The following is a 23,951-nucleotide window of genomic DNA, read 5'->3' on the forward strand; positions in this document are numbered from 1 at the left end:
TCAGGATTCGAAGCCGAGTTCCAGGTATTTCTCGACGTTGTCCTTGGTAATGGTCTCGGAAGCGAGCGTGATGGACTGCGGAACGGAGTTCTCCACGAGATCACTCATCCCCTTCCCCTGCGCGACCAAGCGAGCCAGCCTGATCGCCGAAGAGGCCATGGTAGGGCTGTAGGTGACGGTCGCCTTGAGCACCGACGTGCCCGACTGGATCTCCTTCATCGCGTTCAGCGAGCCGGCGCCGCCGACCATGATGAACTCGTCGCGGCCCGCCTCCTTGATCGCGGCGAGCACGCCCACGCCCTGGTCGTCGTCGTGGTTCCACATGGCGTCGATCTTCTTGTGCGCCTGCAGCAGCGACGTCGCCACCTGGTTGCCGGTCTCGACCGTGAACTTGGCGTCCTGCTTGGCCGTCACGCTGAACCCGTAGGTCTTCAGCGCGTCGGCGAAGCCCTTGCTGCGGTCCTGGGTGAGCGGCAGCGTGGCGATGCCCTGGATCTCGACGATCACCGGGTTCGACACGCCCTTGTCCTTGAGCTGCTTGCCGATGAAGTGGCCGGCCGCCACGCCCATGCCGTAGTTGTCGCCGCCGATCCACGTACGGTAGGCCAGCTTGTCGGGGAAGACGCGGTCCAGGTTGATCACCGGGATGCCCGCCGCCGTGGCCTGCAGGGCGACCTGGTTGAGCTGCTGGCCGTCGTTGGGCAGGATGACCAGCGCGTTCACCTTCTGCGCGATCAGCGACTCGACCGCGGAGATCTGCTGGTTGATGTCGTTGGTCGGCTCGACCGGCTTGAAGTCGATGTCGCTGTACTGCTTGGCGGTGGCCTCGGCGTTCTTGGCGATCGCGGCGATCCAGCCGTGGTCGGCGGCCGGCGCGGAGAAGCCGATGGTCACCTTGGTGCCGGGCTGGTCGTTGCCGCTCGCGGCGGGGGCGGGGGCCGCCGCGGCGCTGCTGGGCGCCGCTGCGGGCTCGTTGCTGGTGCAGCCCGCGGCGAGCAGTGCGGCTCCGCCGAGCCCGCCGACGAGGAATCCCCTGCGCGCGACGTTCTCACTCATGTTGCTCTCTCCTTCAGGTTCCGTCGCTGGAGAAGGACGGCGACGACGATGATCAGGCCCTTCGCGATCAGCTGGTCGCTGGTGTCGAGGCCGTTGAGGATGAACAGGTTGGTGATGAGGGTGAAGATCAGCAGGCCCAGGATCGAGCCGATGATCGTCCCCCGGCCCCCGGTGAGCAGCGTGCCGCCGATGATCACGGCGGCGATGGCGTCCAGCTCGTACAGATCGCCGTGCGTGGACGAGCCCGTGGTGGTCCTGGCCATGATGAGGATGGCGGCGATGCCGCAGCACAGCCCGGACAGCGCGTAGAGCAGCATGGTGTGCCGGCGCACGTCGATGCCGGCCAGGCGGGCCGCCTCGGGATTGCCGCCCACCGCGTACGTCCGCCGCCCGAACGTGGTGCGGTTGAGCACCACCCATCCGAGCGCCACGACCAGGGCGAAGATGTAGACCAGCAGCGGGACGCCGAGCACCCGCGTGGTCGACAGCTCGACGAGGGCGGCGTTGTCGGGCTGGACGAGCTGCGTCCTGCGGTCCGACATCCGCTGGGCCAGGCCGCGCGCGGCCACGAGCATGGCCAGCGTGGCGATGAACGGCACCAGCCGCCCGTAGGCGATCAGCCATCCGCTGACCAGTCCGGCCCCGGTGCCGACGAGGATCGCGCAGATGGCCATGACCCATGGCCCGTACGCCTGCGTGGCCAGCGTCGTCGCCCAGACCGAGGCGAGCGCCATGACCGCGCCCACCGACAGGTCGATGCCGCCGCCGATGATGACGAACGTCGCGCCGACCGTGATGACGCCGATCGTGGCGGCCAGCGACAGGATGCTGACCAGGTTGGAGGTGGTGGCGAAGTTCTCCGGCCGGGTCACCAGGCCGACCACCACCAGGATCGCCAGCGCCACCAGCAGTCCTAGGTGGCGCATCTCGCCCAGGCGGCGCGTGGGCGCGAGCGCCGCCACCCCCGCCGCGCGGCGGTCCGTCGTGGGCTCGCTCATCAGGCCGCCCTCCCATTCATGATCATGTCCAGTACGCGGTGCTCGTCGAGCTCCGCGGCGTCGCCCTCGTGGATGACCGACCCCTCGCGCAGCACCAGCACCCGGTCGGCCAGGCCCAGCACCTCGGGCACCTCGCTGGAGACCAGCAGCACGCCGATGCCGCGTTCGGCCAGGTCGTGGATGACGGCGTAGAGCTCGGCGCGCGCGCCCACGTCCACGCCGCGGGTGGGCTCGTCGAGCAGCAGGAGCTTGCGCCCGCCGAGCAGCCAGCGGGCCAGCACGGCCTTCTGCTGGTTGCCGCCCGACAGGGTGCGGATCGGGCGTTCGGGGTCGGGTGGCCGGATGTCCAGCATCTCGGACAGCCGCTTGGCCTCGGCCCGTTCCCGCTTGCGGTCGAGCCAGCCGAATTTGGCGAAGCCGGGCAGGCTGCCGAGCGTGATGTTGGCGGTGACGCTCTGGTCGAGGAGCAGGGCCTGGGCCTTGCGCTCCTCGGGGGCGAGCCCCATGCCGCGCCGTACGGCGCCGACCACGCCGCGTCCCGCAGGCCGCCCGTCGAGCAGCACGCGGCCGGTGGCGGAGCGGGCTCCGTAGACGGCCTCCAGGATCTCGGAGCGTCCCGAGCCGACGAGCCCGGCCAGCCCCACGATCTCCCCCGCGCGGACCGAGAACGACACGCCGGAGAAGACGCCGGGCGCGTTCAGGTTCTCCACCCGCAGCACCTCCTCGCCGAAGGTGCGCCCGCCGCGCGGCGGGAAGACGTACTCGACGTTGCGGCCGGTCATGAGGGAGACGATCTGCGTGGTCGGCGTGTCGCGGGCGGGCAGGCCGACGGCGACCGTACGGCCGTCCTTCAGCACCGTCACCCGGTCGCCGATCTCGCGGATCTCCTCCAGGCGGTGGGAGATGTAGACGACGGCGACGCCCTGGGCGGTCAGCTCGCGGATGATCCGGAAGAGGTTGCCGACCTCGTCGTGGGCGAGGGCGGCCGACGGCTCGTCCATGATGATGAGCCGGGCGTCGTGGGAGAGCGCCCGCGCCATCGACACGACCTGCTTGGCCGCCGGGGACAGCCGGCCCACCTCGGCGGACGGCCGGATCTCGCCGTGGCCGAGGCGTTCGAGCACCTCGCGGGCGGCCTTGTTGGCCGCCGCGCGGTTGACGAAGCCGAGCTTGGCGGGCTCGTGGCCGAGGAAGATGTTCTCGGCCACGCTGAGCCCGTCGACCAGGTCGAGCTCCTGGTAGATGGTGGCGATGCCGAGCCTGATGGCGTCGATGGGACTGGCGGGGCGCACCTGGTCGCCGTTGAAGACGATGGTGCCCTCGTCCGGCTGGTGCGCGCCGGCCAGGACCTTGATGAGCGTGGACTTTCCCGCGCCGTTCTGGCCGAGCAGGCAGTGCACCTCGCCGGCCCGTACGTCAAGGTCCACGCCGTCCAGCGCGCGCACCCCTGGGAACTGTTTGACGATGCCCTTGATCACCAGCATCGGTGGTCCTTGTCTGTCGGCCCGGTGGTCAGGCGCTGACGATGCGGTTGATGTTCTCGGGTGAGAGGTAGTGCTCGATGGCGAGCAGGCCCGCTCCGAGCGCGGCCGCGTCGATCCCGGTGCGGCTCGGCGTGATGGACAGGTGGTGCGTGGCGAGCGGCAGCGAGCGGCGGTAGACCGTCTCCCTGATGCCGGCCAGCAGATGCTCGTGCACCCGCGACAGCGCGCCGCCGATGACGATGACCTCGGGGTTGAAGAAGTTGACCAGCCCGGCCAGCACCTCGCCGATGTGCCGTCCCGCCTCCCTGACCAGGCGCAGCGCCTGCGTGTCGCCGGCCTGGACGAGCGCCACCACGTCGGCGCCGCGCTCGGCCGGCAGGCCCAGCTCGGCGAGTTTGCGGGCGATGGCGGCGCCGCCGGCCACGGCCTCCAGGCAGGCGCTGTTGCCGCAGCGGCAGCCGGCGTCGTCGTGGCCGCTCACCCGGATGTGGCCGATGTCGCCGGCCGAGCCCTGGGCGCCGCGGTGCAGCTTGCCGTCGGCCACGATGCCGCAGCCGATGCCGGTGCCGACCTTGACGAACAGCAGGTGCCTGGTCTCCGGGAAGGAGTGGCGGTGCTCGCCGAGCGCCATCACGTTGACGTCGTTGTCGACGAGGACGCTGACGCCGCCGAAGTACTCGGGGACGGGGTAGTCGTTCCAGCCCGGCATGATCGGCGGGTTGTTCGGCCGCCCGGTGGCGAACTCGACCGGCCCCGGCACGCCGATGCCGATCGCGCGGAGCATGGGCCGGGTCCGGCCCGCCTCGCCGAGCAGCCGGTCGAGCCGCTGGTCGACGTGGGCGAGCACCTTCTCCGGGCCTTCGCCGATGAGCAGCGGGTCCTCGCACTCGGCGAGCACCTGCCCGGAGATGTCCATGAGCGCGACCCGGCAGTGCGTGGCCCCGAGATCGACGCCGGCGAAGGCGTGGTCCTCGGTGTGCAGGCGGAGCTGGCGCGGCGGCCGGCCCCCCGTGGACTCGCCGCTCTCGCTCTCCTCGACGAGGCCGCGCTCGATCAGAGCGTCCACACGCTGGGAGATCGTGGACCGGGCGAGGCCGGTGAGCCTCGCGAGGTCGGAACGGGTCGTCGCCGAGCCGGCGCTGATGAGCGTCAGCACGTCGCCGGCGGAGCCCGGCTGGGGGGTCATGCCGCCGACAATAAGGTCACCGATGCGGCAAATCAATAGTGAGAATCGACCGAACTCGCCTGACTTCCGTCGATGACCGAACAAAGTAGGTGTTGTTGCCGGACAAGCAGAGGGCCGACCCCACGGGTCGGAGCTACAGGTTCGAGCCTTGCCGGGAGCATTGTCCAAGTACCATTGACCAGCGGAAACGTCGGGCGTCGAAGGTTCTCGCGTCTCCGGCGATGCATGGCTGCGGCTGATCGTCTGCGGTCGGCTGTGCCAGATAGGTGCGTACGGCGGATGCCGTGCGACACTCATGTGCAGCCGCTACTGCGGCAAGGTGGGTGGCATCGCCATCACGTACGGGCTGCTTGACACGTCCAGAATGTCCGAATCCATGAAAGTGCTCAGAAACGGCCTCCGTCTCGGACAAACGCGCAGGTCATCAAGAGTGCTCCCCGCGCACGCGGGGATGGTCCCGTCACCTCGTCGATCCACACCGCGTTGCTGCCGTGCTCCCCGCGCACGCGGGGATGGTCCCGAGCACCACGGCGCGGAGGAGGACCTGATGTAGTGCTCCCCGCGCACGCGGGGATGGTCCCTGCTCCAGCATGTGGTTCGGGATCACGATGGCGTGCTCCCCGCGCACGCGGGGATGGCCTCAGGGGGAGGAAGCCGTGATTAAGAGCCGTCTTGTGCTTCCCCACGCGGATGGACGGAGCGGCCGGTGGTCTGGTCCATCAATTCGTCGATGGCAGCCAGCCGGCGGGAAGGTCCACAGAGGCGGCCACTGCCAACACGTGACCCTAGATGTCTTCGAGCAGACTTCAAGTGATCACGTGATGGCAGTCTTCACACGATCAAGGACTAGAGCATCGCCTTCATCGAGTCGCCGGCCGACAGCACGTACGGCTGCTCAGCCATGATCGACTCCCAGTTGTCCGCGATGGCCTCCGGCGTGATGTCGTCGGTCTTCCAGCCGGGCCCCTCGGCCACGAACACCCGCGCCACCCGGCCCGCGCCGACCGTGAACACCTCGCCGCTGACCTCGCACGAGTCGTGCGTCAGGTACGCCACCAGCGCGCTCACCCGCTCCGGCGTGAACTTGGCCTCGAACTCGGCCGGCAGCAGCGACTCGGTCATCCTGGTCCAGGCGACCGGGGCGATGGCGTTGGCCCTGATGCCGCTGCGCGCGCCCTCGATGCCGAGCGTCTTGGTGAGCCCGACCAGGCCCATCTTGGCCGTCGAGTAGTTGGCCTGCCCGAAGTTGCCGAACAGGCCGGCCGGGCTGGAGGTGTTGACCACGCGGCCGTAGCCGGCGGCCTTCATGATCGGGTAGGCGGCGAGGCTGACCAGGAACGAGCCGCGCACGTGCACGGCCATCACCGCGTCGAACTCCTCGACCGTCATCTTGCCGAACGACTTGTCCCGCAGGATGCCGGCGTTGTTGATGACGATGTCGACCTTGCCGAACGCGTCCACGGCCGCGTTCACGATGTCCCGCGCGCCCTCAGGGGTGGCGACGTTGCCGGCGTTGGCGATGGCCTGACCGCCGTTCTTGTTGATGAGCTCGGCCACCTCCGCGGCGGGGCCCGCGGAGGCCCCCGTGCCGTCGAGCGCGCCCCCGAGGTCGTTGACGACGACCTTGGCGCCTCGCTCGGCCAGCAGGAGCGCGTGCGACCTGCCGAGGCCGTGCCCGGCCCCTGTGACGATCGCGACCCTGTCATCGAACCGAAGCATGGAACCTCCATGGCAGGAGAACAACGTTCTAGTACGAGTACCATAACCCGCCAGGCGCCCCGCGCCACTGATCCCTACGGATGCCAGAGGTCGGGCTCTCCCGGCGTACGCCGTACCCGTCCCTTGGCCTCCAGCCACACCAGGTGCGCCAGCGTCTCGTTGTTGGCCGAGCGCCGCATGAACGGCGGGATCGTCTCCCAGGGCCGCGACCAGGTGAGCCGCGTCGCGGTGTCCCAGCAGGTGACGCCGTCGTGCCCAGCCACCACCCGCTCGATCTCGGCCAGCCGCTCCTCGTGGTGGGCGAGCACGCTGCCCACCCGTCCGGCCAGCTCAAGGAAGCGGTACTCGTGGGCGGGCAGCACCTCGTCCACCTCCAGCCCGCCCACGGCGGCCAGGGAGTCGAGGTAGTCGGCGAGCGGGTTGGGCGGCGACTGCGGGTGCACGGCCACCATCGGGGTGATCCTGGCCAGCACGTGGTCGCCGGAGAACAGCACCCGCCGCTCGGGCGAGACGAAGCACAGGTGACCGGGCGAGTGGCCGGGCGTCCAGATCGCGCGCAGGTCCCAGCCGGGCAGGCCCAGGTCGTCGCCGTCCTCGACGAGCCGGTCGGGGCGGGCCATGGTGACCATGTGACGGATCATCATCGACGCGCCGGCCAGCTCGTCCAGCGTCGCCGCGGGCACGCCGCACCGTTCCAGCAGCGCCCGCTCGCGGCGGACGAGGCCGTCGATGGCCTCGTCGTCGTAGCGCTCGCGCAGCAGGCCGGCGTCGGCGGGGTGCAGGGCGATCCACGCCCCCGACGCCTCGCGGACCCGGCCGGCCAGGCCGTAGTGGTCGGGGTGGATGTGGGTGACGAGCACGCCCTTGACGTCGGTGATCGCGTATCCGGCCACGCCCAGGCCGGCGCAGAGGGCCTCGTACGCCTCGTCGGTGTCCCAGCCGGCGTCCACGATCGCGACGCCGTCCGGCAGCTCCAGGGCGTAGACCAGGACGTACCGCAGGGGGTTGACGGGGATCGGCACGGGGATGGACCACAGCCCCGGCCGCACCCGCTCCACGTCGGGGATCGCCCCGCCCGTCCACGCCTCCCGCTGCGCCCGGCTGGCAGGGGTCACCACGAATTTCGTCATGAGCTGGATTCTGCCCGAACGAGGTTCTGGATCCGAATCATGTTCTACTGGGACCATGAAGCCGAGCCGCGAGATCTCGGGCGATGGCCGCTTCGTCCGGCAGCCCAACCACTTCACCGGCCGCCTCGGCCCCCCGGAGCCGGGCCGCTACCGCCTCTACGCCTCCTACGCCTGCCCGTGGGCGCACCGGGTGCTGATCGTCAGGCGGCTGCTGGGCCTGGAGGACCTGCTGGACGTCACGATCGTCGACCCGATCAGGGACGAGAAGGGCTGGCGCGTCCCCGGCGGGGACCCCGAATACCTGTCGGAGCTCTACCACGCCACCGACCCCGGCTACACCGGCCGCTACACCGTCCCCTGCGTCTGGGACACCCACGAGAAGCGCCTGGTCACCAACGACTTCCCCCGGATCACCCTGGACCTGGAGATGTCGTGGGGCACCTCGCCCGACCTCTATCCCGAGCGGCTGCGCCCCGACATCGACATCATGAACGACCGCCTCTACCACGGGCTCAACAACGCGGTCTACGAGGCGGGCTTCGCCCGGGACCAGCAGGCGTACGAGGAGGCCGTGGCGCGGGTCTTCACCACCCTCGACCACCTGGAGGTGCGCCTGGCCGAGTCCGCCTATCTCTTCGACACCCTCACCGAGAGCGACGTGCGGCTCTACACCACACTCGCCAGGTTCGACACCGTCTACTACCCGCACTTCAAGTGCATGGTGCGGCGGCTGACCGACTATCCGGCGCTGTGGGCCTACGCCCGCCGCCTCCACGCCATCCCGGCCTTCGGCGAGACCACCGACTTCGACCACATCAAGCGCCACTACTTCATGACGCAGACCGGGATCAATCCGAGCCGGATCGTACCGGTGGGGCCGGAGCTGGACTGGAGCGTGTGAGCACCGGCAGCCGCACGTACAGCAGCGCCGAGACCAGGGTGACCGCGGCGGCCACGGTCCAGGCGGCGGCGAGGCCCGCCTGGGCGGCCAGCGCGCCGAGCGTGAGGTTGGCCGCGACCCCGCCGGACTGCAGGGACAGCGAGGAGATCGAGGTCAGGGTGGTGCGCTCGGCCGCGGTGACCGCGTTGTGCGTCAGCTCCAGCGACAGCACGGAGGTCACCGCGAGCCCGGCGAACAGCACGACGTAGGCCGCCGCGGCGCTCACCAGGCCGGCGGTCCCGCCGAGGTCCGACGTGGCGGCCAGGGTGGCGACCGAGAGCCCGCACACCACAGCGCCCGCGATCGCGCCCCTGGCCGAGCTCCCCGCCACGCGGGCCGCGCGGGGCGCGAGCGCGCTGCCCGCAGCGCTGCCCGCGAAGCCGAGCGCCGCGACGACGGCGTAGGCGAAGCTGCCCTGCTCCGCCGAGCCGGCCAGCTCGGCCAGCCGGCCGGGCGTCAGCAGCTCGATGGCGGTGAGCATGACGCCGGAGCACACCGCGGCCAGCATGAGCCGGCGCAGCAGCGCGCGCCCCGCCGCCATCCGCAGCCCGCCGGCGATCGTGGCGGGCACCCCGCGCAGCACCCCGGCCGGCGACATCCGCTCGCGGGGCGGCTCGGGCAGCGCCACGAGGACCACGGCCAGCAGCAGCGCCGCCGCCACGGCGGCCACCAGGCTCGGCGCGGCCAGCGGGAACATCAGCTTCGGCGGCACCACCGCCGGCAGGACGCCGCCGGCCAGCACGCCGACGCAGAGGGACGCGGACTCCATGGCGCCGCCCCTCGCCAGGCCCGGCTTGAGGTCGGCGTCGTGGCCCTCGATCCGGTGCAGGGTGTCGACGTACCAGGAGGTGGACGGGCCGCTGGACAGCGCCCGCGCCACGCCCTTGAGCACGCCGACGGCCAGGAACGCCCACAGCGTCGTGGCCACGCTCATCAGCGCGAGGCCCGCCGTGAGGAACGCGGCCGAGGCGGCCAGCACCGTGCGCCGCCCGATCACGTCGGCCAGCCCTCCGGTGGGCAGCTCCAGGCTCGCGGTGACGACGGAGAACACGGTCACCGTCAGGCCGATCTCGGCCAGCCCGAGCCCCCGCTCGGTCATGAGCAGGACCTGGGAGGACATCATCAGGCCGAGCGGCAGCCAGGTCAGGAAACAGACGAGCAGGTAGCGGCGTAAGGCCGAGCGTGCGGTCAAGACTCCTCCTGTCCGGGGCTGCGGGGGACTCCGCCGTACCAGACCTGCACCTGCCTGGCGTCGGGATCATCGGCGTGGCGGTCGGCGAGCTCGCGCAGCAGCGCCTCGGCGCGGTCGGCGAACTCGCGGAGCGCGGCGGGGGGCAGCGTGAGGATGTGGTCGCTCATGCCGGAGACGTCCACCCATTCCCGCGGCCAGTCCGCGAGGTCGAACTCCCCCAGCATCCGGCCGACCGTCTCGGCCTGGCGCAGGTGCATGATCCGGACCGCCTCGCGGCCCTCGGGCGTGGCGCTCATCTCGGCCGCGTCCCACGAGGTGTAGACGTGACGGGCGCGCCAGCGCCGCTCGCGGCCGTCGCGCCGCTCGTCGTCCTCCTCGACGAAGCCGAACTTGAACAGCTCGCGCAGGTGGTAGCTGGTCGAGCCGGAGCTCTCGCCCACCTTGCGGGCGAGCTCGCTGGCGGTGGCCGGGCCGTCGCTGCGCAGCAGGCCGAGCAGGCGCACCCGCAGCGGGTGGGCGACGGCCCTGAGCACCCGCGGGTCACTGATCCTGTACTGCTCCTCCATACCGACCACGGTAAACCGCAAAGACAATTTTGCAAAGTGAATTTTGCGATTTGCTCCCCTCATAGACTTGGGAGCGTGCTCGACGACATCTGGGTGGACGACGCCGTCCACGAGCTCCGACCCGACTTCGCCGTCCTGGTCATGACCGCGCACGGGCTGGCCAACGGCCCCACGGACGACCGCTCCCGCGCCTGGCTGGCGGCGGCGGCCGAGGCGGAGGCGCAGCCCGCGAAGATCGACGCCTGGAAGGACGCCTACCGCGCGTTCGGCGCCAAGCCGCAGCGCACCCGGCCGTCGGTTGACGCGCTCACCCGGCGCATGCCGCTGCCGGAGATCAACCGGGCGGTCGACGCCTACAACGCGATCAGCGTCAAGCACGCGCTGCCGATCGGCGGCGAGGACCTCGACCGCTACTCCGGCCCGGCGCGGCTGGTGCGCGCGGCCGGCGACGAGCCCTCGGAGGAGGCGCTCGGCACGCCGGAGCCGGGCGAGGTGATCTGGCGCGACGACCTCGGCGTCACCTGCCGCAGGTGGAACTGGCGCCAGGTGGCCCGCACCCGGCTCACCGAGGAGACGGTCAACGCCATCTTCCTGCTGGAGCGGCTGGAGCCGATGACGCTGGAGGAGCTGAAGGAGGCCGGCGAGGAGCTGGCCGATCTGCTGGCGGAGCTGTCGCCGGGTGTCCGGATCGCCACCAGACTGTTGTCCGCGCGGAACTAAACCTGCCGCCCCGGTGTTGATATCAAACAGTAACAATCCCCAGTGCCACCCGGATTGGCAAGGGGGGGCGTGACCTCTTTGCGCGGTCCTGAGAGGATCGTTCGGGGCGGCGCGCGCTCTTCGGCACGTGCTGCCAGTCCGGGCGAGTAGCCTTGGACAGGTTCTCTAACATCAACGCCGATCTGCGGAAGAGGGCGATTTCCGCCGTGTCGTCTGAGTCGTCGCGGACAAACCCGCTGGCAAGCTTCGGTCAGAACGAGTGGCTTGTCGACGAGCTGTACCAGAAGTACCTCCAGGACCCCGAGTCGGTAGACAAGGCCTGGTGGAACTTCTTCGCTGACTACAACCCTGATTACGGGCCGGGCCGAACCCCGGTCAGGGAGGCGGCGAACGGCACTACGACCGCGCCCGCCCCCGCACCGGCCAAAGCGACGGTGACGGCTCCGGCCGCGGCCAAGGCTCCCGCCGCGGCCGAGAAGCCGAAGCAGCCGGCCACCCCCGTGCCCAAGGACGCCGAGGAGGTCAGGCTGCGCGGCGCCGCGGCCCGCACCGCGGCCAACATGGACCTGTCCCTGTCGGTCCCGACGGCGACCAGCGTGCGCGCCATCCCGGCGAAGCTGCTCATCGACAACCGCATCGTGATCAACAATCACCTCAAGCGGGGTCGCGGCGGCAAGGTCTCCTTCACGCACCTGATCGGTTTCGCGATCGTCAAGGCGCTGCGGGCCATGCCGGAGATGAACTACTCCTACGCGGAGGTCGACGGCAAGCCGACGCTGATCAAGCCGGAGCACGTCGGCTTCGGCCTGGCGATCGACGTCCAGAAGAGCAACGGCGACCGCCAGCTCCTCGTGCCCTCCATCAAGGGCGCGGAGGAGATGGACTTCCGGCAGTTCTGGATGGCCTACGAGGACGTCGTCCGCAAGGCGCGCGCCGGCAAGCTCGGCGTCGACGACTTCGCCGGCACCACGATCTCGCTGACCAACCCCGGCACGATCGGCACGGTCCACTCCGTCCCGCGCCTGATGCCCGGCCAGGGCACCATCATCGGCGTGGGCGCGATGGAATACCCGGCCGAATACCAGGGCGCCTCCCCCGAGACCCTGTCGCGCCTGGCCGTCTCCAAGGTCATGACGCTGACCAGCACCTACGACCACCGGATCATCCAGGGCGCCCAGTCGGGCGACTTCCTGCGCCAGATCCACCGGCTGCTGCTCGGCGAGGACGGCTTCTACGACGAGATCTTCGAGGCGCTGCGCATCCCGTACGAGCCGGTGCGCTGGGTCCAGGACATCTCGGCCACCCACGACGACGACGTGGCCAAGTCCGCCCGGGTGATCGAGCTGATCCACGCCTACCGCGTGCGCGGCCACCTCATGGCCGAGACCGACCCGCTCGAATACAAGCAGCGCAAGCACCCCGACCTCGACATCCAGTCGCACGGCCTGACGCTGTGGGACCTGGAGCGGGAGTTCGCCACCGGCGGCTTCGGCGGCAAGCCGCTGATGAAGCTGCGCGACATCCTCGGCGTGCTGCGCGACTCCTACTGCCGCACCGTCGGCATCGAGTACATGCACATCCAGAACCCCGAGGAGCGGGCCTGGATCCAGGCGCGGGTGGAGAAGCCGCACAAGTCGCCGGAGCGCGACGAGCAGCTCAACATCCTGTCGCGGCTCAACACCGCCGAGGCGTTCGAGACGTTCCTGCAGACGAAGTTCGTCGGCCAGAAGCGCTTCTCGCTGGAGGGCGGCGAGTCCCTGATCCCGCTGCTCGACTCGGTGATCAGCGACGCCGCCGACGAGGACCTCGACGAGGTCGTCATCGGCATGGCCCACCGCGGCCGGCTCAACGTGCTGGCCAACATCGTGGGCAAGTCCTACGCCCAGATCTTCGGCGAGTTCGAGGGCAACATCGACCCGCGCACCGCGCACGGGTCGGGCGACGTGAAATACCACCTGGGCGCCACCGGCACGTTCACCGCGCCGAGCGGCAAGACCATCACCGCGTCCGTGGTGGCCAACCCCTCCCACCTGGAGGCGGTCAACCCGGTCCTGGAGGGCGTCGTACGCGCCAAGCAGGACCTCATCGAGCGCGGCGAGGAGGGCTTCACCGTCCTGCCCGTGCTCGTCCACGGCGACGCGGCCTTCGCCGGCCAGGGCGTCGTGGCCGAGACGCTCAACCTGTCGCAGCTGCGCGGCTACCGCACCGGCGGCACCGTGCACGTGGTGGTCAACAACCAGGTCGGCTTCACGACCTCGCCGGCCTCGTCCCGCTCGTCGGTCTACGCCACCGACGTGGCGCGGATGATCCAGGCCCCGATCTTCCACGTCAACGGCGACGACCCCGAGGCCGTGGTCCGCGTGGGACAGCTCGCCTACGAATACCGGCGGGCGTTCCGCAAGGACGTCGTCATCGACCTCATCTGCTACCGCCGCCGCGGTCACAACGAGGGCGACAACCCGGCGTTCACCCAGCCGCTGATGTACGACCTCATCGACGCCAAGCGCTCGACCCGCAAGCTCTACACCGAGGCCCTGATCGGCCGCGGCGACATCACGGTCGAAGAGGCCGAGTCGGCGCTGCGCGACTACCAGGCCAAGCTGGAGCAGGCGTTCACCGAGGTCCGCGAGGCGGCGAAGAAGCCGCAGGAGGCGGCCGCGATGCGGGTGCCGCCGACCGAGGTCGTCAAGTGGTCGCACGACGACACGCCGACGGCGATCACCCACGAGACGCTCAAGCGCATCGTCGACACCCAGCTCAACCTCCCCGACGGCTTCACGCCGCACCCGCGCCTGGCGCCGGTGCTGCAGCGCCGCGGCCAGATGGTCGAGCAGGACGCGATCGACTGGGCGATGGGCGAGACGCTGGCCTTCGGCTCGCTGCTGCTCGACGGCCACCCGGTCCGCCTGGTCGGCCAGGACTCCCGGCGCGGCACGTTCACGCAGCGGCACGCGGTGCTGGTCGACCGGATGACCGGCGCCGACCACACGCCGCTGAAGAGCTTCAACCAGGGCACCACGAAGTTCTACGTCTACGACTCGCTGCTCAGCGAGTTCGCGGCGCTCGGCTTCGAGTACGGCTACAGCGTCGTACGCCCCGACGCCCTGGTGTGCTGGGAGGCGCAGTTCGGCGACTTCGTCAACGGCGCACAGACGATCATCGACGAGTTCATCTCGTCCGGTGAGCAGAAGTGGGGCCAGAAGTCCTCGGTCACGCTGCTGCTGCCGCACGGCTACGAGGGCCAGGGCCCCGACCACTCCTCGGCCCGCATCGAGCGGTTCCTGCAGGTCTGCGCGCTGGACAACATGACCGTCGCGCAGCCCACCACCCCGGCCAACTACTTCCACCTGCTGCGCTGGCAGGTGGAGTCGCAGCGGCGCAAGCCGCTGGTGGTCTTCACGCCGAAGTGGCTGCTGCGCCACAAGGCGGCCACGTCCAAGGCGTCCGACTTCACCTCGGGCACCTTCCAGCCGGTGCTCGGCGACACGACGGTGGACCCGGCGAAGGTCACCCGCGTGGTGATGTGCTCCGGCAAGCTCTACTACGAGCTGCTGGCCGAGCGCGGCAAGCTGGGCCGCGAGGACGTGGCGCTGGTCCGGCTGGAGCGCCTCTACCCGTTCCCGGGTGAGGAGCTGGCGGCCGAGCTGGGCCGCTACGGCCAGGTCGAGCTGGTCTGGGCGCAGGACGAGCCGGTCAACATGGGTCCGTGGCCCTACCTCACGCTCAAGCTGGCCGAGGACCCGCAGGCGCTGGGCGGCCGGCCGGTGCGCCGGGTCTCGCGCACGCCCAACAGCTCGCCGGCCTCGGGCTCGCACAACGCGCACGACACGGAGCTGGAGGAGATCCTGCGCCAGGTTTTCGCCTGATCCGGGTTTCTCCACGGATGCCGGTGGCCCTTCCGGGGCCACCGGCATCCGCCGTTTCCGGGTCCGTGCTGGCCAGGGGCTAGAGTTCGGGCGAGACGCAGTGAGCGGACGGATGACGGGATGGAGAGCGATGTACTTCACCGACCGGGGGATCGAGGAGCTGGTCGAGCGCCGGGGCGAGGAGGAGGTCAGCCTGCTGTGGCTGGGTGAGCGGCTGCGCGAGTTCGTGGACCTCAACCCCGAGTTCGAGACCCCGGTGGAGCGGCTGGCCACGTGGCTGGCCCGGCTGGACGACGAGGACGACGAATAGCCGCCGCCCGCACAAAACGCGATACATCTTGAGTTTCCGCCGATCGCGACATATCGTGTTCTCATACGAGGTGTTGCCAGAAGGGCGGAAGCATGCAGCAGTGGACCGTCGAAGCGCCGGAGCAGCTGACCTTCGGCGCCGTGGAATCGCTCGACGTGCGCATCGTCGCCGGCCGGCTGGCGGTGCTCGCCAGTGAGGGCCCGCCGACACTGGAGGTGGCCGAGATCGACTCGGCCTCGCCGCTCATCGTGACCTACGACGAGGACACGCGCTCGCTCACCGTCGCCTACAAGGACCTCACCTGGGACGGCCTGCTCGGCTGGCTGCGCCGCGACCGGCGCAGGACCGTGCTGTCCATCGCCGTCCCCAAGTCGTGCCGGGTGAGCGCGGGCGTCGTGTCGGCGCCCGCCGTCGTGGCCGGCTTCGAGCGCTCCACGCGCGTCAAGGGCGTCTCGGCCGAGATCGTGCTCGACGGGGTGAGCGGCGAGGTCACCGCCAACACCGTCTCCGGGCCGGTCGAGAGCCGGGCGATGGAGGGCGACCTGTCGTTCAACAGCGTCTCGGGCGACCTGACGGTGGCCGACGGCACGCCGCGCCGGCTCAGGGCCAACACCGTCTCCGGCCGCATCACCGCCGACCTGGCACTGCGACCCACCGGACATGTGACGTTCACCAGCGTCTCCGGTGACATCCTGGTCAGGCTGCCGGACAACGTGGACGCGGACGTCACCCTCCGCTCCACCTCCGGGCGGCTGGTCAGCACGTTCGACGAACTGTCCGACTCGAGCGGGCCCGGCATGAAGACCATGTCGGGGCGGCTCGGCGGCGGCATGGCCTCGGTGTCGGCGACCACGGTCTCCGGCGAGGTCGCACTGCTCAAGGGGGAGAAGGATTGACATCCTCCCCCTCGCGGGACGAGGGGGATTCCGACCGTCGCCGATCGGTCTTCCTGCTTCACCGCCGACCGCCCGCCCGAGAGGAGGACTCCCGTTGAGGTCTTACACCAGCTCCACAGGCGTTTCAGCTCTCCGCCAGCCCGGCGGCGAGCACGTTCTGGGCCGCGTTCACCTCCCGATCATGGACCGCGCCACACGCACAGACCCACACCCGGACGCTCAACGGCATCTCCTCCTGCAGCGTTCCGCAGACCGAGCACAACTTGGAGGAGGGAAAGAAGCGGTCCACGACCGCCAGCGTGCGGCGGTACCAGTCGGTTTTGTACTCCAGCATGGACCGCAGTTCCCGCCAGCCGGCATCGGAGATGGCGCGGGCCAGGGCATGGTTCTTGAGCAGGTTGCGGACGGCCAGGTCTTCCACGGCGATCACTTGATTTTCGCGCACCAGCCGGGTGGTGACCTTGTGCAGGTAGTCGCGCCTGCGGTCGGCGATCCGGGCGTGCACCCGTGCCACCTTCAGCCGGGCCTTGGCCCGGTTCTTCGACCCCTTCTGTTTGCGGGCCAGGGCCCGCTGAGCCTTGGCCAGCCTGCGCCGCTCGCGACGCTCGTGACGCGGGTTGGCGATCTGCTCGCCGCACGCCAGCGTGAGCAGCGCGGTCAGGCCCGCGTCCAGGCCCGTCGACCGCTCGACCGGCGGCAAGGGCGCGATCTTCTCCTCGACCAGGAGGGAGACGAACCACCGTCCGGCCGGGTCCTTAGACACGGTGACTGTGGAGGGCTCGGCTCCTTCGGGCAGTGGGCGCGACCACACGATGTCCAGTGGCGCGCCCATCTTGGCCAGGGTGAGCCGACCATCGCGCCAGCGGAACGCCGAGCGGGTGTATTCGGCCGATGCCCGCGACCTCTTCTTGCTCTTGAACGTCGGGTATTTGGCCCGGCGGGCGAAGAAGTTCGCGAACGCCGCCTGCAGGTGCCGCAGCGTCTGCTGCAACGGCACCGACGACACCTCAGACAAGAACGCCAGCTCCGGTGTCTTCTTCCAGGCGGTCAGCGCGGCGGACGACTCGGTGTAGGAGACGCCGCGGCCTTCAAGCTTGTAAGCGCGGGTCCGTTCTTCGAGCGCTTTGTTGTAGACCAGGCGTACGCAGCCGAACGTCCGGACCAGCTCGTCGGCCTGTTCGGGGGTCGGGTAGAAGCGGTATTTGTAGGCCCGCTTCAAGGTCTGCGCCACCTGTCGATCCTAGGTGCGAGATCACTCACGTACTGGCCGATCACGAAAGACGGCGGTCCGCCTGACGGTGTATCGCCTGCTCCTGCCCTGCTCCGCAGGAGTCCGAATTCTCCCTCGCCTGAAGGCGGGGGTCTCCTCGGAGGTGTTTGATGAGCCCTGTCTTCGGTCACGGCCGGCTCCGGCTGTACCTGCTCAAGCTGCTGGAGGAGAGCCCGCGGCACGGCTACGAGGTGATCCGGCTGCTCCAGGACCGCTTCCTCGGCGTCTACTCGCCCTCCCCCGGCACGATCTACCCCCGCCTGGCCCGGCTGGAGGAGGAGGGCCTGGTCACCCACGAGGTGGCCGACGGCAAGAAGGTCTTCTCGATCACCGACAAGGGCCGCGAGGAGCTCAACGCCCGCCTCGACGAGCTCGACGACCTGGAGGAGGAGATCTCCGCCTCCGTGCGCGACATCGCCCGCGAGGTCAAGGAGGACGTGCGCGAGACGGTCAAGTCCCTGCGCGACGAGCTGACCCGGATGGCGAAAGACGTGCGCACCGGCGGCCGCGAGGACCCGGTCGGCTTCGGCCGGCGGCAGAAGGAGGAGTTCCAGCGGCTGCGGGACGAGCAGTGGCGGCAGTGGCAGGACCACGCCCACCAGTGGCAGGGCGAGAGCGAGCGGCTGACCAGGGAGTGGCGCCGGATGTGGACCGAGATCTGGGGCACGCTCGGCGGCGCGCCGCCGTCCCGCGCCGATCTCGACGCCGAGCTGGGCGAGCTGCTGGCCGACTTCGTGGCGCAGGCGCGCAGGGAGGCCTCCGACGCCCGGCTGACCGGCGAGAAGCTGCACGACCTGCGGACGGCGCTGGACGACGCCTCCCGCCGGATCCGCGACATCCTCGAACGCTGACCCCGGTCACGCGGCGGCGCGGGCGGCCCTGCGGGCGCGGTAGGCGATCGGCATGTACCTCAGCCGTTCCGGCAACCGCGGCGTCAGCGCCGCGACCGCCTGCCCGACGCGCCGCAGCCGCCGCTCGTCCCGGATCGTCCAGCGCAGGCCGAGCTTGTCCCGCACGGCGGGCGGCAGAGTGCCGACCGTGACGAAGTGGTTGAACTCGCCCGCGCCCGCTCCCACCGGCGTCCACAGCCGGCGCAGCGGTGCGGGCAGTCCCGGTGGCGCGGGCGTCCCCCGCATGACCGACAGCACGTCCAGCGCGGTCGGATGCGGCTCCAGCCGCTCGGCCACCATGCGGTCGAAGTAGCGCCAGTAGTCGTCCAGGTCCGCGGGCAGCTCCCGCTCCGGCACCCGCAGCATGCGTCCGAGCTGCCGCGACTCCACGTAGAGCCGGCGCTGCTCGGCGCCGGTGAGCGGGGTGCCGAAGTGGCGGTTGAGCGCGACGAACCGCTCGAACAGCGTCAGGTGCACCCAGGCCCACGCCTCGGCGTTCAGCGCGTGGTAGGGCCGGCCGCGCTCGTCCACGCCCCTGATCGTGCGGTGGATCTCCCTGAGCCGCCGCCCCTCCGCGGGGCCGGCCTCGCCGCCGTACACCCAGGTCTGTACGGACTCCAGCGTGCGGTTGAGCCGCCCCCACGGATCCGACTTGTACGTCGAATGCTCGGCGACCGCCGCCCCCACCGCCGGATGCATGGTCTGCAGGACCAGGGCGCTGCCGGCCACCAGCAGGTTGCGATATTCGCCCGCGGTTTCCCAGTGCATCGAACCCGGGCCGAAGGGCTCCACGTCCATGATCGGGCCTCCCGGTGATACAACTCTCTTTCCTTTGTATCACCGGGAGCTCGAAAAGTAACCCGTTACTTATCAGGCGGTGAAGACGATCTTCCCGAACAGCTCGCCCTCCGCCATGGCGGCGAAGCCGTCGCGCGCCTCGGCCAGCGGCAGCGTCCGGTCGATCTCCGGCCGCACGCCCGTCTGCTCCAGGAACACCGCCAGCCGCTGAAGCTGCTCGCGCGTCCCCATCGTCGAGCCGACCACCGAGAGCTGCAGGAAGAACACCCGGTTGAGGTCGGCCGGCGGCACGGCCCCGCTGGTGGCGCCGCTGACCACGATGCGCCCGCCCGGCTTGAGCGACTTGAGCGAATGGTCCCAGGTGGCCTGACCGACGGTCTCCATGACCGCGTCCACCCGCTCGGGCAGCCGCGCGCCGCTCTCGAAGACCTGGTCGGCGCCCAGCCGCAGGGCCCGCTCGCGCTTGTCCGCCGAACGGCTGGTCGCCCAGACCCGGAAGCCGCCCGCCCGGCCGAGCGCGATCAGCGCGGTGGCCACGCCGCCGCCCGCGCCCTGCACCAGGACCGTCGAGCCCGGCTGCAGCCCGGACTTGTCGAACAGCATCCGGTAGGCGGTCAGCCAGGCCGTCGGCAGGCACGCGGCCTCCTCGAAGCTGAGCGCGGCCGGCTTGGGCACCAGGTTGCGGCGCGGCACGGCCACCCGCTCGGCGAACGTGCCGTCGTGCACCTCCGACAGCAGCGAGCGCCGCGGGTCCAGCGTCTCGTCCGGGCCGGAGCCGATCACCGCGTGCACGATGACGTCGTTGCCGTCCTCGTCCACGCCGGCGGCGTCGCAGCCGAGCACGATCGGCAGCCGGTCCTGGCGGATGCCGACGCCCTTGAGCGTCCAGAGGTCGTGGTGGTTGAGCGCGGCCGCCCGTACCGAGACGGTCGTCCAGCCGTCCGGCGTCTTCGGCTCAGGGTGCTCCCCCAGCGTCAGGCCGGCGAGCGGGTTGTCGGGGTCGGTCTGTGTGGCGGTAACGGCGAACATGGCCGCACCCTACAGAACCGGCCGCGGCTAGTCCTTGAAGGTCACCCTGATCCCGCGCAGCGCCTGCTCACGGTAGGCGTCCGGGCCGGTCACCGCGATCTGCACGCCGCCGCGGCACACGGCGCGCGCGGGCCGGCCACGCCCGCTGATCACGTACGGCACCGGATCCGTCTTCCCGCAATGGGGCGCCGGCACGAGCGCGACCATCGCCCGCCCGCCGCCGCCGAACCAGAGCTGCGGCCCGACGGGATTGCCCCGGGCCTTCTCCCCCGGCCGGGCCAGCCGGACCGGGCCGCCGCCCGACAGCACCAGGTAGCCGTCCTCGGTCTCCTCGCCGCGCAGCCGCCTGGCCACGGCGAGCCGCTGCTCGAACGTCAGGCCCTCCCCCGTGTCGTACAGGGCGAGGCGCCATTTGCCGAAGGCGAACAGCAGCACCTGGCCCCGCCCGCCGCTGCCCGCCTGCTGGGGCCACAGGGTGACGTTGGGGGCGTACTCGCGGATGGGCTCGCCGCCCTGGGTGATCTCGATCTCCCCGTTGTACGGCGCCGTCACCTGCCGGTAGAACCCGTCGATCCACAACCCCTGGAACGGCCGCACCCCCATGCCGGCCAGGTCCAGCTCGGCCGGATACCGCACGCTCGCCCGCCGCCCGTCGGGGAACACCACGTCGATGACCGCCTCGCCGCCCTTCGTCACCGGCGTGACCCGCAGCACGTTGGGCGGGCTGTCGATCCTGGTCAGCGACCTGATCGGCTCGGGGGCGGGCGGCGGCGCGGCGGGCGGCGGCCGGCGGCTCGCGATCAGGCCGATCACCGGCACCAGCACGGCCACCAGCAGCACCGCCAGGCCGAGCCTGCGGCGGCGCCCGCTCTGTCCCGCTTCGATGACGTCTAACCGGTCGGCCACCGGCGTTCCTCGTGAAGTAGTGCGGCTTGCGCCCTCGCTCCCAGTTCAAGGGAGCGGCCGCCCACGACGCAAGCGGCGAACTGGTCACGAATTCACAACCGGTCACCAGGAGGCGAGGTTGACCTTGCCGTCCGGCGAGACGAGCCGGACCCGCTGCCCCACCAGCTCCCGCGACTCGGCCTCCGCCAGCAGCCCCGGCTCCTCCACCACGGCGTGCGCCCGCCCGCCGCCGGGCAGGTCCACCACGAGGATGCCGCGTTCGGGCGCGCCGTCCCTGCCGTGCGCGACGGTGTAGCCGGCGACCGTCGCCTCGCCCTCGTGGACGTCCACGACGGGCACGCCCGTGGCCGTGAACACCGGCGCGGCGCTGCCCAGCCGGCCGCCGGGCTCGCTGGACCACACCGCGTACGTGTGCTTGGTCAGGTGCATCCCCACCCCGGTCACCAGCCCGCGCCCCGCCTGGGCGCGCAGCAGCCCGGCCATGGTCGCCGTCGAGTGGAGGACGTAGTCGCTGGCCGGGCCGCCCGCGTACGGCAGCCCTCCGGTGACGGTCAGCCCGCGCCGGTCGAGGGGGTCGAGCCCGATCGCGTCGCACGCCTGCCGCAGCGCGATGGCGAAGCAGCTGTAGACGTCGAGCGCGTCCATGTCGGCGAGGCCGAGCCCGGCCCGCGCGAAGGCGGCGGCGGCCACGCGCGGGATCGCCTCCGAAGAGCCGAGCGCGGGCCGCGCCGCCACCTCCCAGGTGTCCTCGCCGTACGCCCACCCGCGCAGGTAGACCCGCCGGTCCTGCGGCACGCCCAGCCGGTCGGCCAGCCCGGTGCTCGCGAGCACGACGGCCGCCGCCTGGTCCACTTCCAGCACGGCCACGGTGTCCCTGGTGTACGGCCAGCCGACGAAGCGACTGTCGGTCACCAGCTCGTCGGGGCCGCGCGGGGTGCGCCGCCAGGCGTACGGGTTGGCGGCGGCCACCTCGGTCATCGGCGCCAGCAGCCGCCCGCGCTCGCGCATCTCCTCCTCGACGGAGATCCCGAGCGCCGCCCGCCGGGCCGTCTCCATGATCGGGTACGTGTGCACCGGCAGCACCAGCCCGTGCGCCAGCTCGGCCGGGCTCGGGGGCCGCTCCCAGCCGTACGGGGGTTTGGGGTCGGCCGGATGGCTCCACGGCGTCCGCTCGCCCGCCCGCCGGTAGGCCCGCCGCGTGGCCAGCGCCTCGGCCCCGGTCACCAGCGCGCAGGTGAACTCCCCCGCCGCGATCCCGGCCGCCGCCGTGCCGATCAGCGTCTGCGGCGCCGTGCCGCTGACCTTCGAGTACGCCCGGTGCCGCGGCGCCGCCCCCAGCCGCTCGGCCAGCCGCCCGACGGGCGAGTCGTACTGCCAGGAGTCGGTGTGCACGATCTGGATGGACTCCAGCCGCTCGACCGGCAGCCGCGCGTCGTCGGCCGCGGCCCGCGCGACCTCCTCCCAGAGATCGAGCGGTTCGGGGCCGGGCTGCTCGCGCACGGTGCGTTGCGCGATGCCGATGAGACAGGGGGTGCGCGAGTCCATGCCCCCATCCAACCAGAACAAAATTCGGTTGGTAAGTGGTGACTTTCATGAATGCAGTCGGCACCGTTACCAGAAAGCGCAGAAACCGCCTCTGACCTGCGGAGATGCTTTCTCGTCATACATGCGATCCCGCTATCTCGCCTCTTCTTTCCGTCGAATACTCACGACCCGCCGAGACCCTTCAATACCGTTTCCAGCGTTTTCCTGGCCCACCGGGGCCGCAGCGCCCCGCCCTGGGCCGCCGAGAACCGGAAGGAGCTCCATGCATTCCCGAGCAAGGCGCCTCGCGACCACCCTGACAGCCGCCGGGCTGGCAGCGGGGAGCCTCAGCAGCACGGCCGGCGCGACGGCACCCTCGAACGTCGTCGCCAGGAACGTCACCACCCCCGCCGAGCAGGCGGTCCTGTTCTGGACGCCGGACCGCCTCAGACAGGTCACCGGCTCCGCGCCGCCCGACGGCAGACGCGTCGCCCTGCCCGGCACGGTGGGACGCGTGTTCTTCACGCTGCCCCGCACCGACCCGCGCGACCCACGCAACTGGCGCTCCTGCTCGGCCACCTCGGTGCGGAGCAAACACCGCGACCTCGTGGCGACCTCCGCCCACTGCGTGTACGACACCAGGCGCAACGCCTTCCACGACAACTGGGTGTTCATGCCCTCCTACCAGAACGGGAAGAACCCCCCGTACGGCGTCTACGCCGCCAGGACCTTCAACGCGCACGAGGGCTTCGCGGTGACGGAGGACTACGACTACGACTACGCGTTCGTCAACGTCCACAACGGCGTGAAGGTCTCGTGGCAGAAGACCGGCAGGTCCTGGCGCGGGCAGGTCAGGAACGCCGGCCGGCTCGGCGACAACGTCGGCGGCCAGGGCTTCACCTGGAACCGGAGCGCCGAGCTGGACGTGTTCGCCTTCGGCTACCCGGCGGGCGGCCCCGCCATGAAGCACTGCTCCGGCAGGACCCGGCCGATGCCGGAGGCCAAGAAGTACAACGCGCAGGAGCACATCGGCCTCGCGTGCTCCTTCACCGCCGGCGGCGGGCCCTTCCTCTCCGGCTACAAGAGCGCCTCACGCACCGGCTACCTGGTGGGCGTGGGCAGCGTGGCGTGGGACACCGACGGCGACGGCCGTGACGACCGCATCTCGTCGCCGTACTTCAACGGTGAGACGTACAAGATCTACAAGGCCGCGGCGAACAGGTGGACCGGCAACATACCGTGACCGTCCCGCCGCTGAGAGACCCCGGCTCCCGTAGGGATCCGGGGTCTCCCCGGTCTCATTCCGCGTGACTCCCGCCACTTGATCACGACGAAATGCCGACGCGTTCCGATCCGCGCACCATGATCACGATCATGGCTCTGACCTGGGCGAACGTCGAAAGACTTTTGATCGTTCCGACGTATCGAAGTGGCGGCCTGACGGCATCCTTATAGTTCACGTTGGAACCTG

At 70.7% G+C, this 23,951-nt stretch carries 19 protein-coding genes and 1 pseudogene; 7 read left to right on the forward strand and 13 right to left on the reverse strand.

Annotated features, from left to right (window positions below; translation table 11 throughout):
• The 6 genes from ABD292_RS41685 to ABD292_RS41710 all read right to left on the reverse strand — a co-directional run bounded on the left by ABD292_RS41685 (position 1) and on the right by ABD292_RS41710 (position 7,573).
• On the reverse strand, positions 1–1,056 hold the full coding sequence (locus ABD292_RS41685) for an ABC transporter substrate-binding protein (RefSeq protein ID WP_329590313.1): 1,056 nt from the start codon (positions 1,054–1,056) through the stop codon (positions 1–3).
• Positions 1,053–2,054, reverse strand: a complete 1,002-nt coding sequence (locus ABD292_RS41690) for an ABC transporter permease (RefSeq protein WP_329590311.1) — start codon at positions 2,052–2,054, stop codon at positions 1,053–1,055. Before ABD292_RS41690 ends, ABD292_RS41685 begins: the two co-directional genes overlap by 4 nt.
• Positions 2,054–3,538: a sugar ABC transporter ATP-binding protein gene (locus ABD292_RS41695; RefSeq protein ID WP_344217621.1), complete on the reverse strand. Its 1,485-nt coding sequence runs from the start codon at positions 3,536–3,538 to the stop codon at positions 2,054–2,056. Before ABD292_RS41695 ends, ABD292_RS41690 begins: the two co-directional genes overlap by 1 nt.
• 28 nt (positions 3,539–3,566) lie before the next feature.
• Positions 3,567–4,724, reverse strand: coding sequence for an ROK family transcriptional regulator (locus ABD292_RS41700; RefSeq protein ID WP_344217623.1), 1,158 nt, complete (start codon positions 4,722–4,724; stop codon positions 3,567–3,569).
• Between the two features lie 846 nt (positions 4,725–5,570).
• Positions 5,571–6,443 (reverse strand): SDR family NAD(P)-dependent oxidoreductase, encoded by an 873-nt coding sequence (locus tag ABD292_RS41705; RefSeq protein WP_344217625.1) that lies wholly within the window; start codon positions 6,441–6,443, stop codon positions 5,571–5,573.
• A 74-nt stretch (positions 6,444–6,517) separates the two neighbouring features.
• Positions 6,518–7,573: an MBL fold metallo-hydrolase gene (locus ABD292_RS41710; protein WP_344217627.1), complete on the reverse strand. Its 1,056-nt coding sequence runs from the start codon at positions 7,571–7,573 to the stop codon at positions 6,518–6,520.
• 55 nt (positions 7,574–7,628) lie between these two features.
• On the opposite strand from ABD292_RS41710, the gene ABD292_RS41715 reads away from it, so the two are divergent.
• Positions 7,629–8,474 (forward strand): glutathione S-transferase family protein, encoded by an 846-nt coding sequence (locus ABD292_RS41715; RefSeq protein ID WP_344217629.1) that lies wholly within the window; start codon positions 7,629–7,631, stop codon positions 8,472–8,474.
• Here the strand turns inward: ABD292_RS41715 and ABD292_RS41720 are convergent.
• A complete protein-coding gene (locus ABD292_RS41720; protein WP_344217631.1) occupies positions 8,422–9,705 on the reverse strand; it encodes an MFS transporter in 1,284 nt (427 codons plus the stop codon). The genes ABD292_RS41715 and ABD292_RS41720 overlap by 53 nt on opposite strands.
• Complete coding sequence (locus ABD292_RS41725; protein ID WP_344217633.1) at positions 9,702–10,271, reverse strand: winged helix-turn-helix domain-containing protein; 570 nt, start codon at positions 10,269–10,271, stop codon at positions 9,702–9,704. Before ABD292_RS41725 ends, ABD292_RS41720 begins: the two co-directional genes overlap by 4 nt.
• A 75-nt stretch (positions 10,272–10,346) precedes the next feature.
• Here ABD292_RS41725 and ABD292_RS41730 point away from each other — a divergent pair, with 75 nt between their 5' ends.
• The 4 genes from ABD292_RS41730 (at position 10,347) to ABD292_RS41745 (ending at position 16,063) form a co-directional block, all read left to right on the forward strand.
• On the forward strand, positions 10,347–10,991 hold the full coding sequence (locus ABD292_RS41730; RefSeq protein ID WP_344217635.1) for a B3/B4 domain-containing protein: 645 nt from the start codon (positions 10,347–10,349) through the stop codon (positions 10,989–10,991).
• Positions 10,992–11,197: 206 nt separating this feature from the next.
• A complete protein-coding gene (locus ABD292_RS41735) occupies positions 11,198–14,857 on the forward strand; it encodes a multifunctional oxoglutarate decarboxylase/oxoglutarate dehydrogenase thiamine pyrophosphate-binding subunit/dihydrolipoyllysine-residue succinyltransferase subunit (RefSeq protein WP_344217637.1) in 3,660 nt (1,219 codons plus the stop codon).
• Positions 14,858–14,987: 130 nt separating this feature from the next.
• The gene (locus ABD292_RS41740) at positions 14,988–15,167 is read left to right on the forward strand and encodes a DUF6104 family protein (RefSeq protein ID WP_020544136.1); all 180 of its coding nucleotides are present in this window, start codon (positions 14,988–14,990) and stop codon (positions 15,165–15,167) included.
• 92 nt (positions 15,168–15,259) lie between these two features.
• The gene (locus tag ABD292_RS41745) at positions 15,260–16,063 is read left to right on the forward strand and encodes a DUF4097 family beta strand repeat-containing protein (protein ID WP_344217639.1); all 804 of its coding nucleotides are present in this window, start codon (positions 15,260–15,262) and stop codon (positions 16,061–16,063) included.
• A gap of 35 nt (positions 16,064–16,098) precedes the next feature.
• Here ABD292_RS41745 and ABD292_RS41750 read toward each other — a convergent pair.
• A pseudogene (locus tag ABD292_RS41750) lies at positions 16,099–17,294 on the reverse strand (RNA-guided endonuclease InsQ/TnpB family protein); the annotation flags it as partial.
• A 149-nt stretch (positions 17,295–17,443) separates the two neighbouring features.
• Here ABD292_RS41750 and ABD292_RS41755 point away from each other — a divergent pair.
• Positions 17,444–18,184, forward strand: a complete 741-nt coding sequence (locus ABD292_RS41755; protein WP_329590290.1) for a PadR family transcriptional regulator — start codon at positions 17,444–17,446, stop codon at positions 18,182–18,184.
• Between the two features lie 6 nt (positions 18,185–18,190).
• Here the strand turns inward: ABD292_RS41755 and ABD292_RS41760 are convergent, their stop codons facing one another.
• The 4 genes from ABD292_RS41760 to ABD292_RS41775 form a co-directional block, all read right to left on the reverse strand.
• Positions 18,191–19,021, reverse strand: a complete 831-nt coding sequence (locus ABD292_RS41760; RefSeq protein WP_344217644.1) for an oxygenase MpaB family protein — start codon at positions 19,019–19,021, stop codon at positions 18,191–18,193.
• Between the two features lie 72 nt (positions 19,022–19,093).
• Positions 19,094–20,050, reverse strand: a complete 957-nt coding sequence (locus ABD292_RS41765) for a zinc-binding dehydrogenase (protein ID WP_344217646.1) — start codon at positions 20,048–20,050, stop codon at positions 19,094–19,096.
• 27 nt (positions 20,051–20,077) lie between these two features.
• Positions 20,078–20,956: a hypothetical protein gene (locus ABD292_RS41770; protein WP_344217648.1), complete on the reverse strand. Its 879-nt coding sequence runs from the start codon at positions 20,954–20,956 to the stop codon at positions 20,078–20,080.
• A gap of 102 nt (positions 20,957–21,058) precedes the next feature.
• Positions 21,059–22,501: an acetyl-CoA synthetase gene (locus ABD292_RS41775; protein WP_344217650.1), complete on the reverse strand. Its 1,443-nt coding sequence runs from the start codon at positions 22,499–22,501 to the stop codon at positions 21,059–21,061.
• A 262-nt stretch (positions 22,502–22,763) separates the two neighbouring features.
• Between ABD292_RS41775 and ABD292_RS41780 the strand changes: the two genes are divergently transcribed.
• A complete protein-coding gene (locus tag ABD292_RS41780) occupies positions 22,764–23,723 on the forward strand; it encodes a trypsin-like serine peptidase (RefSeq protein ID WP_344217652.1) in 960 nt (319 codons plus the stop codon).
• Positions 23,724–23,951 lie beyond the last annotated feature (228 nt).

This window comes from Nonomuraea bangladeshensis (assembly GCF_039529455.1).
Classification (GTDB): domain Bacteria; phylum Actinomycetota; class Actinomycetes; order Streptosporangiales; family Streptosporangiaceae; genus Nonomuraea; species Nonomuraea bangladeshensis.